Annotated in this window: 20 protein-coding genes and 1 tRNA gene; 18 read left to right on the forward strand and 3 right to left on the reverse strand. The window is 57.4% G+C overall.

What is annotated here, in order from left to right; all coding sequences use genetic code 11:
* The first annotated feature begins 19 nt into the window (after positions 1-19).
* From K4O48_RS06925 to nadA, 15 genes are all read left to right on the forward strand, one after another.
* Positions 20-766 carry a YebC/PmpR family DNA-binding transcriptional regulator gene (locus K4O48_RS06925; protein WP_222911319.1) on the forward strand — a complete coding sequence of 249 codons (747 nt, stop codon included), beginning with the start codon at positions 20-22 and terminating at the stop codon, positions 764-766.
* 145 nt (positions 767-911) lie between these two features.
* Positions 912-1,436, forward strand: coding sequence for a crossover junction endodeoxyribonuclease RuvC (gene ruvC / locus K4O48_RS06930; RefSeq protein WP_222911320.1), 525 nt, complete (start codon positions 912-914; stop codon positions 1,434-1,436).
* Between the two features lie 92 nt (positions 1,437-1,528).
* Positions 1,529-2,134: a Holliday junction branch migration protein RuvA gene (gene ruvA / locus K4O48_RS06935; RefSeq protein WP_222912019.1), complete on the forward strand. Its 606-nt coding sequence runs from the start codon at positions 1,529-1,531 to the stop codon at positions 2,132-2,134.
* A complete protein-coding gene (gene ruvB, locus K4O48_RS06940) occupies positions 2,134-3,189 on the forward strand; it encodes a Holliday junction branch migration DNA helicase RuvB (RefSeq protein WP_222911321.1) in 1,056 nt (351 codons plus the stop codon). Before ruvA ends, ruvB begins: the two co-directional genes overlap by 1 nt.
* Before the next feature lie 51 nt (positions 3,190-3,240).
* Positions 3,241-3,684 (forward strand): tol-pal system-associated acyl-CoA thioesterase, encoded by a 444-nt coding sequence (ybgC, locus tag K4O48_RS06945; RefSeq protein WP_222911322.1) that lies wholly within the window; start codon positions 3,241-3,243, stop codon positions 3,682-3,684.
* 2 nt (positions 3,685-3,686) lie between these two features.
* The gene (gene tolQ, locus K4O48_RS06950; RefSeq protein WP_181295311.1) at positions 3,687-4,379 is read left to right on the forward strand and encodes a protein TolQ; all 693 of its coding nucleotides are present in this window, start codon (positions 3,687-3,689) and stop codon (positions 4,377-4,379) included.
* A 12-nt stretch (positions 4,380-4,391) separates the two neighbouring features.
* Complete coding sequence (gene tolR, locus K4O48_RS06955) at positions 4,392-4,844, forward strand: protein TolR (protein ID WP_222911323.1); 453 nt, start codon at positions 4,392-4,394, stop codon at positions 4,842-4,844.
* On the forward strand, positions 4,844-5,845 hold the full coding sequence (tolA, locus tag K4O48_RS06960; RefSeq protein WP_222911324.1) for a cell envelope integrity protein TolA: 1,002 nt from the start codon (positions 4,844-4,846) through the stop codon (positions 5,843-5,845). The genes tolR and tolA overlap by 1 nt, the downstream gene beginning before the upstream one ends.
* 20 nt (positions 5,846-5,865) lie before the next feature.
* Entirely contained in the window at positions 5,866-7,143 is a 1,278-nt protein-coding gene (gene tolB, locus K4O48_RS06965; RefSeq protein ID WP_409518942.1) for a Tol-Pal system beta propeller repeat protein TolB, read from the forward strand.
* Positions 7,144-7,192: 49 nt separating this feature from the next.
* Positions 7,193-7,699 (forward strand): peptidoglycan-associated lipoprotein Pal, encoded by a 507-nt coding sequence (gene pal / locus K4O48_RS06970; RefSeq protein ID WP_222911326.1) that lies wholly within the window; start codon positions 7,193-7,195, stop codon positions 7,697-7,699.
* A 6-nt stretch (positions 7,700-7,705) separates the two neighbouring features.
* On the forward strand, positions 7,706-8,533 hold the full coding sequence (gene ybgF, locus K4O48_RS06975; RefSeq protein ID WP_222911327.1) for a tol-pal system protein YbgF: 828 nt from the start codon (positions 7,706-7,708) through the stop codon (positions 8,531-8,533).
* Between the two features lie 193 nt (positions 8,534-8,726).
* Positions 8,727-9,404, forward strand: coding sequence for a 7-cyano-7-deazaguanine synthase QueC (gene queC, locus K4O48_RS06980; RefSeq protein WP_222911328.1), 678 nt, complete (start codon positions 8,727-8,729; stop codon positions 9,402-9,404).
* A 59-nt stretch (positions 9,405-9,463) separates the two neighbouring features.
* Positions 9,464-9,539 (forward strand) — tRNA-Lys (locus K4O48_RS06985).
* A gap of 196 nt (positions 9,540-9,735) precedes the next feature.
* On the forward strand, positions 9,736-11,232 hold the full coding sequence (locus K4O48_RS06990) for an acetyl-CoA hydrolase/transferase family protein (RefSeq protein ID WP_222911329.1): 1,497 nt from the start codon (positions 9,736-9,738) through the stop codon (positions 11,230-11,232).
* Between the two features lie 237 nt (positions 11,233-11,469).
* Entirely contained in the window at positions 11,470-12,528 is a 1,059-nt protein-coding gene (gene nadA / locus K4O48_RS06995) for a quinolinate synthase NadA (RefSeq protein ID WP_222911330.1), read from the forward strand.
* A gap of 66 nt (positions 12,529-12,594) precedes the next feature.
* Here the strand turns inward: nadA and K4O48_RS07000 are convergent, their stop codons facing one another.
* Complete coding sequence (locus K4O48_RS07000; protein WP_222911331.1) at positions 12,595-14,025, reverse strand: M48 family metalloprotease; 1,431 nt, start codon at positions 14,023-14,025, stop codon at positions 12,595-12,597.
* A 105-nt stretch (positions 14,026-14,130) separates the two neighbouring features.
* On the opposite strand from K4O48_RS07000, the gene K4O48_RS07005 reads away from it, so the two are divergent.
* Positions 14,131-14,382, forward strand: coding sequence for a sulfurtransferase TusA family protein (locus K4O48_RS07005; protein ID WP_222912020.1), 252 nt, complete (start codon positions 14,131-14,133; stop codon positions 14,380-14,382).
* Positions 14,383-14,399: 17 nt separating this feature from the next.
* Complete coding sequence (locus K4O48_RS07010; RefSeq protein ID WP_222911332.1) at positions 14,400-15,479, forward strand: AI-2E family transporter; 1,080 nt, start codon at positions 14,400-14,402, stop codon at positions 15,477-15,479.
* Positions 15,480-15,509: 30 nt separating this feature from the next.
* Here K4O48_RS07010 and K4O48_RS07015 read toward each other — a convergent pair whose 3' ends face one another.
* The gene (locus tag K4O48_RS07015) at positions 15,510-15,983 is read right to left on the reverse strand and encodes a peroxiredoxin (protein ID WP_222911333.1); all 474 of its coding nucleotides are present in this window, start codon (positions 15,981-15,983) and stop codon (positions 15,510-15,512) included.
* 14 nt (positions 15,984-15,997) lie between these two features.
* A complete protein-coding gene (locus K4O48_RS07020) occupies positions 15,998-16,558 on the reverse strand; it encodes a glycine cleavage system protein R (protein WP_222911334.1) in 561 nt (186 codons plus the stop codon).
* Between the two features lie 219 nt (positions 16,559-16,777).
* Between K4O48_RS07020 and dapA the strand changes: the two genes are divergently transcribed.
* On the forward strand, positions 16,778-17,656 hold the full coding sequence (gene dapA / locus K4O48_RS07025) for a 4-hydroxy-tetrahydrodipicolinate synthase (RefSeq protein ID WP_222911335.1): 879 nt from the start codon (positions 16,778-16,780) through the stop codon (positions 17,654-17,656).
* The last annotated feature ends 9 nt before the right edge of the window (positions 17,657-17,665 follow it).

Raw genomic sequence — 17,665 nt, forward strand, 5'->3', positions numbered from 1 at the left:
ATCAGAAAGGGAGGCAGTTATGGCTGGTCATTCCAAATGGGCCAACATCAAGCACCGCAAAGGGCGCCAGGACGCCAAACGCGGCAAGATTTTCACCAAGCTTATTCGCGAGCTGACGGTTGCGGCCAAGAGTGGGCCTATTCCTGCAGACAATCCACGCCTGCGCTTGGCAGTAGATAAAGCCCTGGTTGCAAATATGTCGCGAGACGTCATCGATCGCGCTATTGCACGGGGTGCGGGCAACAACGAGGCTGACAACGTCGTTGAGCTGACCTATGAAGGTTATGCGCCGAGCGGCGTCGCCATCATCGTCGAGGCCATGACCGACAACCGCAACCGTACTGCCGCCGAAGTGCGTCATGCCTTCAGCAAGCATGGCGGTAACCTCGGTACGGATGGGTCGGTCGCCTATATGTTCGATCGTAAAGGGCAGATCAGCTTTGCAGCGGGCGTAGAAGAGGACGCGCTGATGGAGGCGGCCTTAGAAGCCGGCGCCGATGACGTGGAGATGGGCGAGGACGGCTCGGCGCTCGTCTCTACCAGCTTCACAGATTTTCACGCCGTCAACGAGGCGCTGGGTGCCGCCGGCTTCAAAGGCGATGAGGCGGATATCGCCATGATTCCTTCGATCGCTGCGCCACTTACTGATCTGGAGACTGCACAGAAAGTGCTGCGCCTGATCGATGCGCTGGAAGATCTGGATGATGTTCAGAACGTCTACCACAATGCCGAAATTCCTGACGAGATTCTGGAACAGCTGGACTGATTGAGTAGGGAGCACGAGAGCCGGAAGCAACCTGGTAGCTTCCGGCTTTTTGTTGCCTGGGCGTGGGCGGCAGGTTATGTCACTGGTCGCCACGTTCTCCACTCCTTATACTGCCGGCTGGATAAATAGACAGTATGGCGGTCGCATGACGCTTATCCTCGGGATAGACCCCGGCTCACGGATCACCGGTTATGGCGTAGTGCGAGACACGGGTCGCAATTGCGAATACGTAGCCTCCGGCTGTATCCGCACGGGTAGCGGTGAGCTATCCGCTCGTTTGCAAGCGGTGTTCGTTGGCGTTAGCGAAGTGATTCGCCTGCATGGCCCGGTGACGATGGGTATTGAACAAGTGTTTATGGCACGAAATGCAGATTCCGCGCTCAAGCTGGGGCAGGCGCGTGGCGCTGCCATCGTCGCTGCAGCGGAGCAAGGGCTGGACATTGCCGAGTACACGGCCACCCAAGTGAAACAGGCCATCGCCGGAACCGGCGGCGCTGATAAGCAACAGGTTCAGATGATGGTGATGCATCTACTGAAGCTTGTGCAGAAGCCACAGATCGACGCGTCCGACGCGCTGGCGATCGCCTTGTGTCATGCCCATCATCGTCAGAGCCTGATCCCGCATGGCCTGGCTGGGGCCAAACGCCGGGGTGGACGCCTGCGGCTGTGAATCGAGCTGAAGCAGGGGCGAGTCTTCGCTGAGGCGGGGTTATCGAGCATCTGACCGTGGTAGACATGCCGGTCGAGAAAAGGAGACAGATTTTGATTGGACGTTTACGCGGCACCTTGGTGGAGAAGCAACCGCCTCACCTGATACTCGATGTGAACGGCGTCGGTTACGAGGTCGAGGTGCCAATGACGACGCTGTACCGTCTGCCGGGGCTAGGCGATCTGGTGACACTCCACACTCATCTTGTCGTGCGTGAGGACGCGCATTTGCTGTACGGCTTTTCCGAGAAGCGCGATCGTGAGCTTTTTCGTGAACTGATCCGTCTTAATGGCGTGGGGCCGAAGCTGGCTCTGGCGCTGATGTCGGGACTTGAGGTGGATGAATTGGTGCGCTGCGTACAGGCGCAGGATACTTCTGTTCTGGTGAAGATTCCTGGTGTCGGTAAGAAAACTGCCGAACGTCTATTGGTTGAGCTCAAGGATCGTTTCAAGGCCTGGGAAACAATCCCGTCTATTGCCACCCTGGTGGTTGAACCCCGGGGATCTGTGGCAGTCTCAAGCGCCGAGAATGATGCTGTCAGTGCCCTGATTTCGCTGGGCTTCAAGCCGCAAGAGGCTAGCCGTGCTGTATCCGCCGTACAGGAAGACGATTTGAGCAGTGAAGACCTGATCCGCCGTGCACTCAAGGGTATGGTCTAGTGATAGAAGCTGATCGTCTGATTACCGCCACTGGCCGTGACCGCGAAGAACAGTTTGACCGCGCCATACGCCCGCTGAGTCTGGCCGATTACATTGGACAACCTGTCGTGCGTGAGCAGATGGATCTGTTCATTCGCGCCGCCCGGGCGCGCAAGGAGGCTCTCGATCACACCCTGATTTTCGGTCCGCCGGGGCTCGGGAAGACCACGCTGGCGAATATCATTGCGCAGGAAATGAGCGTATCGATCAAAAGCACTTCGGGGCCTGTGCTTGAGCGACCCGGCGATCTCGCTGCGTTGTTGACCAACCTGGAAGAAGGCGACGTCCTTTTCGTGGACGAAATTCACCGTTTGTCGCCCATCGTCGAGGAGGTGCTCTATCCGGCGATGGAAGACTTCCAGCTGGACATCATGATCGGAGAAGGGCCCGCGGCGCGCTCGATCAAACTCGACTTGCCGCCGTTTACGTTAGTGGGCGCCACGACCCGTGCCGGTATGCTCACCAATCCGTTGCGAGACCGTTTCGGTATCGTGCAGCGCTTAGAGTTCTACTCGACCGCTGACCTGGCGACGATCGTCACGCGCTCCGCTGGCATCCTAGGGCTGCCCATCGAAGCCGAGGGCGCCCTCGAAATAGCGCGGCGCGCCCGCGGGACGCCACGGATTGGAAACCGATTGTTAAGGCGAGTCCGAGATTTTGCTGAAGTACGAGGCAATGGTGAGATCTCTCGGGTTACGGCGGACCAGGCCCTCAACATGCTCGATGTGGACGAGCGCGGGTTGGATCATCAAGACCGCCGGCTATTGCTGACGCTTATCGAGAAATTCGATGGTGGCCCGGTGGGAGTCGACAGCCTTGCCGCCGCCATCAGCGAAGAGCGCCATACCATCGAGGATGTGCTTGAGCCGTATCTGATCCAGCAGGGCTATATCATGCGTACGCCAAGAGGTCGCGTGGTGACGCGCCATGCCTATCTGCATTTCGGCCTGAACCTGCCTAAGCGTTTGGGCGATTCGCCAGTAGCAGGTGACCTCTTCGACGACGACACAGCGTGACAAAAATATTGTTCCTCCACCCAATTGGCATTTGCAGGGCCTGGCACTAGTATGCGCGCGGAATCACATACTCAACCGTTCTCCTTCCGGTGTCGGGTTTACTACGAAGACACCGACGCGGGCGGCATCGTTTACTACGTCAATTATCTTAAATTCATGGAGCGGGCCCGCACCGAGCGGTTGCGCAGCCTGGGCTTCGCCCAGTCGCAATTGGTTGGTGAAGACCTGCTGTTCGTTGTGCATTCCAGCGAAGCGCGTTACCACGCGCCGGCGAGGCTGGACGATGAATTGCTGGTCTCGGCTGAAGTAGCGGAGGTCAAGCGCGCAAGTCTGCGCTTTGCTCAGCAGGTGCGACGAGCGAAGGATGATTTGCTGCTCTGCGAAGCGCAGTTTGTGGTGGCCTGCGTGCGCACCGATAGTTTGAAACCCCGCCCCATTCCCGAAGCGCTACGTGCTGCTTTCGCCGGGTCGGGTCTACCCCTAGCAGGAGAGTAAGCGTGGAAGCCAACGTCGATCATATGTCCATGTGGAGCCTGATCAGCAATGCCAGCTTTGTTGTTCAGCTGGTTATGTTGATTCTGGTGGGCGCCTCGGTGACTTCTTGGATCATCATCTTCCAGCGCGGCAATATGCTGCGAGCAGCCAAGCGGGCATTGGACAGCTTTGAGGAGCGGTTCTGGTCGGGCATTGATCTCTCTAAGCTGTATCGTCAGGCGGGTAGCAATCCAGACCCTGATTCAGGCGTCGAACAGATTTTCCGTGCCGGTTTCAAGGAGTTTTCGCGGCTGCGTCAGCAGCAGGGCGTGGATCCAGATGCCGTGATGGACGGCGTCAACCGGGCGATGCGCGTTGCGATCTCTCGTGAGGAAGAGAAGCTTGATCAGAGCTTGCCGTTCCTTGCTACGGTCGGTTCCACCAGTCCCTATATCGGTCTGTTTGGCACCGTCTGGGGCATCATGAACTCCTTCCGTGGCTTGGCTCAGGTACAGCAGGCAACCCTGGCAACCGTAGCGCCGGGTATCGCTGAGGCCTTGATTGCCACAGCTATCGGTCTGTTCGCGGCGATTCCTGCCGTCATCGCCTATAACCGTTTCTCGGCACGCGGCGAAATGCTCATCGGGCGCTATTACACCTTTGCTGACGAGTTCCAGGCGATCCTCCATCGCAAAGTTCACACCACAGAAGATTGAGGCCCCCAGGCCATGGCAAGAATTCGCAACAGACGCAAACCTGTCGCCGAGATGAACGTGGTGCCTTACATCGATGTGATGCTGGTGCTGCTGGTTATCTTTATGGTGACCGCGCCGATGCTCAATCAGGGTGTCAAGGTCGATCTGCCTAAGGTAAGCAGCGAGGTCCTGCCTCAGGATAACGATGCCCGGGTTCTGACTATTTCTATCAAGGCAGACAAAAGCTACTTCTGGAATATCGGCAGCGAAGTTGACACCGAGACCGTTCAGGATCAGGCGCTTACCCTGGAAGAAATGACCAAGGCTGTCACGGCGATCATGAATCAGAACCGTAGCCAGGGTAAGCAGGTCCAGGTTTTCGTGCGCGGTGACAAAGCGGTGGACTACGGCTCGGTGATGTCTGCCATGGGTGGGCTGCAGGAAGCAGGCGTGGGTAACGTCGGCCTGATTACCGAGGCCCCTTGATGCAGCAACCGGAACGTTCGCGCTCAGAGAGCTACTACTGGCCCACCATTCTGGCTGTCGGGCTGCATGTAGTCATTTTCGGCATGCTGTTCGTCAGCTTTGCCATGACACCGGAGCTGCCCCCGTCCAAGCCAATTGTGCAGGCAACGCTGTACCAGCTCAAATCTCAAAGCCAGGCCAAGACTCAAACCAATCAAAAAATAGCCGGCGAGGCTCAGAAGACATCGGCCAAGCAGTACGAAGCTGAGCAGATGGAGCAGCGTAAGGTCGAGCAGGAAAAACAAGCCGCCGCTAAAGCCGCGGAACAAAAAAAGGCTGACGAGGCTCGAAAGGCCGAGGTGGCGAAGGCCGATGCTGCAAAAAAAGCCGCAGCGGCCAAGCAAGCCGAAGAGGCGAAGAAAGCCGAGCAGAAGAAGCAGGCTGATATCGCCAAGAAAAAAGCGGCCGACGAGGCGGCAAAAAAGAAAGCTGCAGAAGAGGCCAAGAAAAAGGCTGCGACCGAGGCGGCGAAGAAGAAAGCTGCGGAAGAAGCTAAGAAGAAGGCAGCCGCTGAAGCAGCGAAAAAGAAGGCCGCGGAAGAAGCTAAGAAAAAGGCCGCTGAGTCTGCGCGTAAGGCGGCAGAGGACAAGAAGGCTCAGGCGCTTGCTGAGTTGTTGTCCGAAGATACGGAACGGCAGCAGGCCATGGCTGATACACAGGGCGATCAGGTCGCCGGTAACTTCGATGATCTGATTCGGATGCGCGCAGCAGAAGGTTGGACCCGGCCGCCTTCGGCTCGCAATAACATGTCGGTATCGCTGCGGGTCAATATGCTGCCGGATGGAACCATCACAGCTGTCACGGTTTCTCGTTCCAGCGGTGATGCCCCATTCGATAACTCTGCGGTCGCTGCGGTAAAGAATATTGGTCGGCTGACCGAAATGCAGGGTCTTTCTGCACAGGAGTTTCAGCCGTATCGCTCGTTCACGATGACATTTACGCCTGAGGATCTAGCGTTGTGATCAATTACCTTCGAGGTTTTATCGTTCTTTTCCTGTTTGCGTTTGGCAGTGCCAATGCGCAAGAGAAGAACATCGTCGTTACGAGTGGCGCCGATCGTGCGATTCCTATCGCGGTCGTACCGTTCGGATGGCAAGGCGGGACGGTGCTGCCAGAAGACATGGCTCAAATTATCGGCAATGACATGCGTAATACCGGTATTTTCGAGCCAATCCCTAAGCAAAACATGATCAGCCTGCCTACACGGGGCAGCGAAATCATTTTTCGTGACTGGAAGGCGCTGGGCGCTCAGTACGTCATGGTCGGCAATATCGCGCCGTCTGCCGGCAAGCTGCAGATTAGCTATGAAGTGTTTAACGTAACGACAGAGCAGCAAGTGATGACCGGCACTGTCGGTGGCGGCCAGGATCAATTGCGGGATATGGCGCATTACGCGGCGGACCAGGCGTTTGAAAAACTGACCGGCATCAAAGGGGCGTTCTCGACCCGCCTGCTATACGTCACTGTCGAGCGTCTTGGTTCCGCCAACACGCGATACACGCTGCAGAGGTCCGATTATGACGGCGCGCGCGCCGTCACCCTGTTGCAATCGCGCGAGCCAATCCTATCGCCGCGCTATTCGCCGGACGGCCGTCGTATCGCCTACGTTTCTTTCGAGCAAAAACGACCACGTATCTTCATGCAGCACATTGATACGGGTCGCCGTGAGCAGATTACCAATTTCGAAGGGCTCAACGGTGCGCCTGCATTCTCACCGGATGGCAATCGTCTGGCGTTCGTGCTGTCGAAGGATGGCAACCCGGAGATTTACGTGATGGATCTCGGCTCGCGCCAGCTGCAACGGCTCACCAATCATTATGCGATCGATACAGAGCCTTTCTGGGGTGCTGACGGTCGGACTATTTACTTCACTTCGGATCGTGCCGGCAAACCTCAGATCTACAAGCAGAGTCTGGGTAGCAACAATGCCGAGCGGGTAACCTTTGTGGGTAACTACAATGCCAATCCAAAGCTCTCCGCAGACGAGAAGACGTTGGTAATGATTCATCGTCAGGAAGGCTACACCAACTTCAAGGTGGCGGCGCAGGACCTACAGCGCGGTAATTTGCGACTACTCTCCGAGACAAGTTTAGATGAGTCGCCCACTGTTGCGCCTAATGGCACCATGCTAATCTACGCGACCCGCCAGCAGGGCCGGGGAGTCTTGATGCTCGTATCAATCAATGGTCGAGTTAGGCTCCCGCTTCCTACTGCTCAAGGCGAAGTCCGTGAGCCATCGTGGTCCCCTTACCTGAACTGATGCGGTATCAACGCTTTACTAACCAAAAACACACCTGGGGTTGTTACACATGGAAATGCTGAAATTCGGTAAGTTCGCTGCGCTGGCTCTGGCTATGGCTGTAGCTGTTGGTTGTTCGTCCAAAGGTGGCGACGATTCAGGCGAAGGTTCCACCGCCATTGATCCTAATGCTGGTTACGGTGCTGACAGCGGTGCTGTCGACGGCAGCATGAGCGGTGAAGAAGCAGCTCTGCGCGCTATCACTACTTTCTACTTCGAATACGACAGCTCGGACCTGAAGCCGGAAGCCATGCGCGCTCTGGACGTTCATGCCAAGGATCTGAAGTCTGCCGGCAACCGTGTAGTTCTTGAAGGTCACACCGACGAGCGTGGCACTCGCGAATACAACATGGCGCTCGGCGAGCGTCGTTCCAAGGCCGTCCAGCGCTACCTGGTTCTGCAGGGCGTATCGCCTGCTCAGTTGGAGCTGGTTTCCTACGGTGAAGAGCGTCCGGTTGCCATGGGCAACGACGAGCAGTCGTGGGCTCAGAACCGTCGCGTTGAGCTGCGTAAGTAATAAGCCATGCTCAAGCACCGTTACGCTCTGACGCTTATTGCACTTGGTCTGCCGTTTTTTGCGGCAGCTCAAGTCCCGGTAGTTGAATACGACTCGCAATCCCAAGGTGGAGCGTCGGGGTCAGGTTATTCAGTCGGGGCGGAAACTGGCGGTGCCTATGCTGGAGGCGGAGCTTCGGCTCCGTCTTCGGCGCAGGGCATGCTTTTCGTTCAACTGCAGCAGATGCAAGAAGAAATCGCGCAACTGCGCGGTATGCTCGAAGTGCAGCAGAACGAGATCCAGCGCCTTAAACAAGAAGGACTGGAGCGTTATCAGGATTTAGATAGTCGCTTGTCGGCGGCCTCTTCGGGCGGATCGGCGAGACAAGATTCTTCAACCGCGGGCGCCACCGGCGCCAGCGGAGCGGCGGACGCGTCTACAGGCAGTCCAATGCAAGGCACAGGGAGTAGTCAGTCGGCTGATCCTGAAAAGGAAAAGCTCTACTACGACGCTGCGTTCGATCTGATCAAGGCGAAGGACTTCGATAAAGCCAGCCAGGCCTTTTCAGCTTTTTTGCGCAAATATCCCGCGAGTCCTTACGCTGGCAACGCGCAGTATTGGTTGGGTGAGGTGAATCTGGCCAAGGGCGACCTTCAAGGTGCAGGTCAAGCGTTCGCCAAGGTCAGCCAGGCCTATCCGCAGCACAACAAGGTCCCCGATTCGCTTTACAAGCTTGCCGATGTTGAGGTGCGCTTAGGTAATCGAGATAAGGCCAATGGGATTCTTCGCCAGGTTATTGCGGACTACCCTAACAGTTCGGCTGCCCAGCTAGCCCAGCGCCAGCTTAATCGATAGTCTCTGATCTGTATTCGATTGGCTATGCGAGCCCGCCTTTGGCGGGCTTTTCGCTTCTTGATGCCGGGTTGTCCTCGTGCCTTGGTTCGTGTCGTCGCCTTTAGGGCGTACCTAACGCGCATCTGCGACAAGGGCCTGGACCTATGCATGGGTTCGCATCGCCTCAATTGGTCGGTCGTTCAGTAAGGTAAACATGACAACTGACAAGAAAGCAGTAGTTCTTCTCTCTGGCGGGCTTGATTCTGCCACCGTGGTGGCGATGGCCAGAGCGGAGGGGTACGCCTGTTACGCCATGAGTTTCGATTACGGCCAGCGTCACCACGCTGAGTTGCGAGCGGCCCAGCGCGTTGCTTATCAGCTGAGCGTGGTTGAGCATAAAACCATCGCTATGGATCTCGGAGGTATCGGTGGCTCGGCACTTACCGACTCCAGTATTGCTGTACCGGAAACGCCAGGCGACGGAATCCCTTCTACTTATGTACCGGCTCGTAACGCACTGTTCCTCTCTCTGGCGTTGGGTTGGGCTGAGGTGCTGGGAGCGCGCGATATCTTCATTGGTGTGAACGCTGTCGACTTTTCGGGTTATCCCGATTGCCGGCCGGAGTTCGTGGCAGCGTTCGAGCGCATGGCTAACCTAGCAACCAAGGCTGGCATAGAGGGACGGGGCTTTACCATACATGCACCTCTGCAGGCACTGAGCAAGGCCGAAATTATCCACGCAGGCGTTCGGCTTGGAGTGAATTATGCGGAGACGGTGTCGTGTTATCAGGCGGACGAAGACGGGCGCGCCTGCGGCAAGTGCGACAGTTGCCGTCTGCGTGCAAAGGGCTTTGAACAAGCCGGGATCGCTGATCCGACCCGCTATCGCTGATGTTTTTTTCTTTGAGATGTTGATTTAATCAATCAAATCAGTATCATGCGCTCCGCATTGGGTCGTTAGCTCAGTTGGTAGAGCAGTTGGCTTTTAACCAATTGGTCGTAGGTTCGAATCCTACACGACCCACCATATTCTCCTCGTGGAGCTAAAAAGCCGGAAACCATTCGTGGATCCGGTTTTTTTATGTCTGCAGTCTGCCAATACCGGGACGATCCATATCCTCTCGCTATAACCACCGTTTTTCCTACGACCTTGGTCTGTGACCAAGGCCGGAACAAACGTAATAGACTGCCACTTCCCGATTGTCCGTTGGTTTGAGGCTCACATGTATTCTGATCGCATCCGCTTGTCCTCCCTGCAGAGCAAGGTCATGAGCGCCCAAGAGGCCGCTACTTTTATTAGTGACGGGATGACCGTCGGCATGAGCGGTTTCACCCGTGCGGGTGAGGCAAAGGCTGTGCCCCTGGCGCTGATCGATCGTGCAAAGGGCGAGAAGTTGAAGATCAGCCTGATCACCGGCGCCAGCTTGGGCAACGATCTGGACGGAAAGATGGCCGCAGCGGGTCTGCTGGCCCGTCGCGGGCCGTTTCAGGCGGATGCTACGTTGCGTAAGGCGATCAATCAGGGTGAGGTGATGTTCATCGATCAGCACCTTTCCCACACCGTTGAGCAAATGCGCAACAACCAGATCAAGCGCCCCGACGTTACGATCGTCGAGGCGGTTAGCATCACCGAACAGGGCCATATCGTTCCAACCACGTCGGTAGGTAACTCTGCCAACCTCGCCGTGTTTGCCGATAAGGTTATCGTTGAGCTGAACCTTGCCCACAACCTGAACCTGGAAGGTCTGCACGACATCTACTTCCCGGGCGAGCGTCCGAATCGTGGTCCGATTCCGCTGACCAAGGTCGATGACCGTATCGGCACTACCGCCATTCCGATTGATCCGGCCAAGATCGTTGCGATCGTTATTACCGAGCAGCCCGATTCCTATTCCACCGTTACACCACCGGATGAAGAGACCCAGGCCATCGCGAGTCACTTGGTCGAGTTCTTCAAAAAGGAGGTCGCCGAAGGCCGCCTTCCGAAGAACCTCGGTCCAATGCAGGTCGGTATCGGTAACATCGCTAACGCCGTGGTGTGCGGGTTGATCGATTCACCGTTTGAAGATTTGGTCATGTACTCCGAGGTGTTGCAGGACTGCACATTCGAGTTGATCGACGCCGGCAAGATGAAGTTTGCGTCTGGCTGCTCGATCACGCTCTCCGAGCGCTGCAACGATCGTGTCTTCGGCAACCTGGAGAAGTACAAGGACAAGCTGGTGCTGCGTCCTCAGGAAATTTCCAACCATCCGGAGCTGGTACGCCGTCTCGGTATCGTCGGTATCAACACCGCTTTGGAATTTGATATTTACGGCAACGTCAACTCGACCCATGTCGGCGGAACCAAGATGATGAATGGCATAGGCGGTTCTGGCGATTTTGCCCGTAACGCCAACATGGCTATCTTCGTAACGAAGTCGATTGCTAAGGGCGGCAGCATCTCCAGCGTTGTACCGATGGTCGCGCACGTCGACCACACCGAGCACGACGTTGAGATTCTGGTAACCGAGCAGGGTCTTGCGGACCTGCGTGGTCTGGCACCACGCGAGCGTGCGCGAGTGATCATCGACAACTGCGTGCACCCGTCCTACCGTGATGCGTTGAACCAGTACTTCGACGCAGCGTGTGATAAAGGCGGCCAGACGCCGCATATGCTCCGAGAAGCCATGGAATGGCACCTCAATCTGGAGGAGCGGGGTCACATGCTCAAGGGCGCGTGATGCCATGATTTAAAAAACGCCGGCTGATGCCGGCGTTTTTTTTGGCCGACGCTGAATGCGCGGCTTGGCGCTCCCGCTTTCCCTTTTGCAAAGGCTTCAGCTAGTATTCCTGCCCCTTACGCGGGCAGGAAGGCGGGTCTGCATGTAATGTGCCTCTCCCTTTCGCCTCGTCCGGGCTGAGCCGGTCGACCGGCTTTACTCGGCGCTTCATGCATAACGTGCTTGCAGGACGGCAACATGACGCACATACCCGAACGAATCCTTGTGCAGGCGCATCTGGCAGCCAAACAGCCCAAGCCGCTTACGCCCGAACAAGAAGCGGCGTTACGCAGCGATATCGCCCTCGAGCTGAAGAAGCAGAATGCGGTGCTCGTGGCGCACTATTACACCGACCCAGTCATTCAGTCCCTTGCTGAGGAAACCGGAGGCTGCGTTTCAGACTCGCTGGAGATGGCCCGGTTCGGCAACGAGCATTCGGCGCAGACGGTAGTGGTTGCCGGTGTGAAGTTCATGGGGGAGACGGCGAAAATCCTCAATCCCGAAAAACGAGTCTTGATGCCGACATTGGATGCAACCTGCTCACTTGATCTTGGTTGTCCTGTGGACGAGTTTTCGGCGTTCTGCGATCAGCACCCTGAGCGTACGGTGGTCGTCTATGCAAACACGTCCGCGGCGGTCAAAGCGCGTGCAGATTGGGTGGTCACGTCCAGTTGCGCGCTTGAGATCGTTGAAAGCCTGATGGACAACGGCGAAACGATCATCTGGGCGCCAGACAAGCACTTGGGTAGTTATGTGCAGCGCGAGACCGGAGCTGACATGCTGCTTTGGGACGGTGCCTGTATCGTCCATGAAGAGTTCAAGGCGAAGCAGCTCGAGGATATGAAGGCGCTGTATCCGGACGCTGCCGTTCTGGTGCATCCCGAGTCGCCCGAATCGGTGATCGCCTTGGCGGATGCGGTTGGCTCTACCAGCCAGCTGATCAAGGCGGCGCAGACACTGCAGAACCGAACGTTCATTGTCGCCACGGACCGTGGCATCTTCTACAAGATGCAGCAGCTTTGCCCGGGTAAGGAATTCATTGAGGCGCCAACGGCGGGGAGCGGCGCCTCCTGCCGTAGCTGTGCGCACTGCCCATGGATGGCCATGAACACGCTTGAGCGCACGCTCGATTGCCTTCGTACCGGCAAGAACGAGATTTTCGTTGATCAAGCGCTGATTCCGCGGGCAGTTAAACCGTTGAAGCGCATGCTCGACTTCACGCACGCTGCTCGTATAAAGCAGGCCGGTAACGCCTGAGGCGCGCGTTAGCGCGCGTTGGCGTCAGTCGCGGCAGCGGTGCGGTGCAGTACCGCGCCGCACGACTCAGCGCAACATTTCGTCGACCATTCGCTTTTCTTCGATCAGCTGTTGCTGCCGGGCGTCAATGCGTGCGGCTGTCTGGAAATTGCTGGAACGGCGTTTCGCGAAATCCAGCTGCTCAATCGCCTGATCGTAGTCTCCGACCAGTGCGAAGAACTCCGCCCTGCCTTGATGCAGTCCGATGATGTTACCAGTGAGGCCTCGTATCTCTGATACTTGGTACCAGATGTCTGGATCTTTGGGTCGTGCTTTCACTAACGCGTCCAGTTCTTGCTCGGCTTCCTGCAGCTTGTTCTCCTTGATCAGCAAGTCGATGTGCGTCTGGCGCACTGGATAGCTGCTGGGATAGAGGCTGAGAAGAGTCTGGGTGCGTTCGCGTGCGGCGGCGAGGCGATTAGCAGTGATGTCGAGCTCGATCTGAGCCAGGTTATAAATGGCGTTGTCAGGTTCTTCCGTTAGCAGTGGCTTTAAATGGGCGGCCGCCTCGTCAAGCTGGCCGCTCTTGATCTGCGCCAGGGCTAAGCCGTAGCGAGCTGCGTCGAGATTCTCATCCTCGCTGAGCATGGCCCGGAAGCGCTTGGCACTGACACCTGGCGTGCTTTCGAACTTCAGATCCACCCGGGCGCGCATCAATTGGTAGCGCAAGCTGTCTTCGACGCCCACGTCTGGGTATTGCTCGGCGCGGTTTTTAGTGTCGGCTATTCGTGATTCGGTGACCGGGTGGGTGAGAAGAAACTCCGGCGGCTTCTGGTCATAGCGATACTGACGCATCAGGCGGCCAAACATTTCCGGCATCGCACGGGGATCGTAGCCAGCGCGTTCCAGATTGACGATGCCGATGCGGTCGGCCTCTTGTTCATTCTGTCGGGAGAAACGCCGTTGTGCCTGAATCGCAGCGGCCTGTGTCGAGACGATCGCGGCGATACCTGCATCGCCTGCGCCAGCCGCAGCCGCTACGACGCCGGCGAGCATCGCGGCCATCAGAGGCAGCTGCATGCGTTTCTGTGCCTCCAGCCCCCGAGCGAAGTGGCGTTGCGAGAGGTGGGCCAGTTCGTGCGCCAGGACAGAGGCGTACTCGGCTTCAGTCTGGGCATTTAGAAACAAGCCGCCGTTGACCCCGATAATCCCGCCTGGTGCGGCAAAGGCGTTTAGTTGTGGGCTGTCGAGCAGAACGAACTCGAGCCGGCGATCCTGTAGCTGGCTGGTTTCAGCCAGGCGGTACACGCTGCGCTCCAAAAAATCCTTCAGTAATGGATCCGACAGTTGGGGCACCTGGCCACGTAGCAGGCTCAGCCACGCGCGGCCCAATTGATGTTCCTGCTCCGGTGAAACGATTCCGGAGCTGGAGTCACCGAGAGAGGGTAAGTCATTGGCTAGAGCCGGTTGGCCGAACAGGCAGGCCAGCGTCAGCAGAGTAGGGCGCAGCAATTTCATCCAGACTGGCTCATGAAAGCAGGAGCGTTACTGTAGCCTTGTGCCAGGGTAACTGGCCAGAGGCGGGCAGGGGTCGGTATCCTGCGGACTTTCGAGGAGATGATGATGACTCAGCGGCCTTTGCCCGACACTGATTGTGATGCCGAGCTTGATGCCGTCGGGCTGGAATGTCCGATGCCCTTGCTGAAAGCAAAACTCGAACTCAACCGACTCGTCAGCGGCCAAGTATTGAAGGTCACGGCTAGTGATCCTGGTTCGCAGCGGGATTTTCGCAGTTTTGCCAAGCTGGCCGGACACGCCTTACTACGTGAGGAAGCGAACGAAGGACTTTATCGATACTGGCTGCGCAAGGCCTGAGGCCATTAAGGAACGATATGCTCAACGTACTGCGTGGCTGGGTCCATCGCTATTTCTCCGATGAAGAGGCGGTGGTTCTCGCGGTGTTGCTGGTGGTCGCCTTTGGCGCGGTGCTGACGCTCGGTGACATGCTTGCGCCGGTCCTTGCTGGGTTGGTGCTTGCGTTCCTGATGCAGGGTGTGGTCGGTGCGCTGGAGCGCGTCAGAGTCCCTCATTTGGTGGCGGTGTGGCTCGTTTTTCTGATGTTCGTCGGTGCGCTTACAGTATGTCTGCTGTTCCTTGTGCCTTTGGTCTGGCAGCAGGTGCTGACGCTGTTTAACGAGCTGCCGCGGATGTTGGTCGAGTGGCAGGCCTTGCTGCTGTTGCTGCCTGAGCGCTATCCGCAGCTGCTGACGGAAGAGCAGGTGTTGCGTGGTATCGATTTCATGCGGGGCGAGGTCGGGCGCTACGGTCAGCTGGTTCTGACCTCGTCCTTGTCTAGCTTGCCGCTGCTGTTGAGCCTGATGATCTACCTGATTCTTGTGCCTATTCTGGTGTTCTTCTTCCTGAAGGATCGCCAGCAGATCAGTGACTGGTTCAGTGGCTACCTGCCTCGGGAGCGAACGCTGATCACCCAGGTGTCGCAAGAGATGAACGTGCAAATCGCTAATTACATACGTGGCAAAGCGATCGAGATTCTGATCTGCGGTGTTGTGTCGTATGCGGTGTTCGCTGCCTTGGGATTGAACTACGCGGCATTGCTGGCACTGCTGGTCGGCGTTTCCGTGGTGGTGCCTTATATCGGTGCCACGGTCGTGACCATTCCAATTGCGCTTATCGGACTATTTCAATGGGGACTGGGTGACCAGTTCATTTACCTGATGGTTGCTTACGCGATTATCCAGGCACTTGATGGCAATGTTCTGGTGCCCTTGTTGTTCTCTGAGGCGGTGAATCTGCATCCAGTCGCCATCATTTGCTCAGTGCTGCTGTTCGGGGGGCTTTGGGGGTTTTGGGGCGTGTTCTTTGCGATTCCCTTGGCGACGCTATTCAAGGCGGTCTTATACGCTTGGCCCCGCAGAGCGCCGGCGGTCCCGGTGGTGGAGCGCGTAGGCTGATATGACAAGGCCGGCATTTGCCGGCCTTTTTCATGGGCGATGCAGCGCCTGAGCTGCGTGCAAAACGGCATCAACATGCCCGGGAACCTTCACCCCTCGCCACTGCTGGCGAAGCACGCCGTCGCGATCGATCAGGAACGTACTCCGATCGACGCCCATATATTCCTTGCCGTAGAGCTTCTTCAGCTTGATGACATCGAACAGCTGGCAGAGCAGTTCATCCTTGTCGCAGATGAGCTCAAAGGGGAATGCGTGCTTTGCCTTGAAGTTTTCATGAGTCTTGAGGCTGTCCCGAGAAACACCGAAGACCAGGGTGTTGGCTTCGCTGAATGCCTCGTGCATGTCGCGGAAGCCTTGTCCTTCCGTGGTGCAGCCCGGCGTGTTGTCCTTCGGGTAGAAGTACAACACGACTTGCTTACCCCTTAGTGCTTCGAGCGTGACCTGGATGTTATTGGTGGCCTGGGCTTCGAAAGGCGGAACGGGTTTGTCGATTTCCACAGCCATTGTGGTTTTCCTTATCAAGGGTTCTGCGGACGCCAGGGCTCAATCAGTGCGTCCAGATTCAGCGCGTCGGCAAAATCCAGGAATTGATCGCGCAGCCAGCTGATTTGTGTGCCGGCGGGAAGCGTGACGGTAAAGGTCGCGTTGAGCATGGTTCCGCCTGTTTGCGGTGCTTGGTAGGTGTCGCAAGTCAGGCTCTCGAGCTCTACGCGATGGTCGATGAAGAACTGGCACAGCTCATTGATGATGTCCGGGCGGTAAACCGAACTGACATAGGCCACGTAAGGCAACGCCTGCGGGCGGGTTTCCAGCGCCTCGCTGCGCACCACGTTGGTGGTGAACTCGTGCTTCTTGGCCAGGCCAGGCAGCGCTGTCTCCATACGAGCCAGCGCGTCCCAGGTCCCGGTGATCTCCAGGACTAGCGCACAGCATTCGCCATGACGGGTGAGGCGGGTGTTGACCACGGCGCAGCGGTTCTCGTTGCTGGCTCTGCAAAGCACATTGGTGAGCATCATAGGGCTACGGCCCATGGCGCTGATGACGAGAAACTGTTCTCGAGGTACTGGGGGGGTGGACATGCAGGTTCCTGGCGGTGATGAATCGGTCGGCCAGCCAAGCCGAAAACGGCTAAGGGTAGCGAAAAGCGTCGTCAGAGGGAATGCACGCGCCGCGCGGGCCGCTCAAAGTGCACCACCCGCTGGGGATCGATCAGACGGCAGGATGCATCCAGCGTACTCGCAAAGCGATCAGGAGCCTTGTACCATTACGCCTCTCTTTTTCCGGCAGGAGTGGGTTGCATGATTGCGGGCAGTATGGTGGCGTTGGTCACTCCCATGGACGCGCAAGGTGGTCTTGATTGGGATAGCCTGAGCAAGCTTGTCGACTTCCATCTTCAGGAAGGCACCCATGCGATCGTCGCAGTCGGTACCACGGGTGAGGCGTCTACGCTCGAAGTATCTGAGCACATCGAAGTGATCCGGCGTGTGGTGGATCAGGTCAATGGTCGAATCCCGGTGATTGCCGGCACCGGCGCCAACTCCACTCGCGAAGCCGTCGAGCTGACCGAGAACGCTAAAGCAGCCGGCGCCGATGCGTGTCTGCTGGTCACGCCCTATTACAATAAGCCGACCCAGGAAGGCATGTACCTGCACTTCCGTCATATCGCCGAAGCCGTGGCAATTCCCCAGATTCTCTACAACGTACCGGGCCGCACGGCCTGTGACATGCTGCCTGAAACCGTTGAGCGCCTATCAAAGGTGGCGAACATCATCGGTATTAAGGAAGCGACCGGCGACCTCAAGCGCGGCCAAGAAGTGCTCGATCGGGTCAGCAAGGATTTCCTCGTTTACTCGGGCGACGATGCAACTGCCGTAGAGCTCATGCTAATGGGCGGGAAAGGCAATATTTCTGTTACTGCCAACGTCGCCCCACGGGCCATGAGCGAACTGTGCACTGCCGCCATCGCTGGCGATGCAGAAAAGGCGCGCGCCATCAACGCGTTGTTGATGCCGCTGCACCAGACCTTGTTCCTCGAAGCCAATCCAATTCCGGTGAAATGGGCGCTGCATGAGATGGGCCTGATGCCGGACGGTATTCGCTTGCCCCTGACCTGGCTTAGCCAGCGCTGCCAAGAGCCGCTTCGCGACGCCATGCGTCAATCTGGTGTGCTGGTCTGAACACGTCTC

This window comes from Pseudomonas sp. DNDY-54 (assembly GCF_019880365.1).
GTDB lineage: Bacteria > Pseudomonadota > Gammaproteobacteria > Pseudomonadales > Pseudomonadaceae > Stutzerimonas > Stutzerimonas stutzeri_P.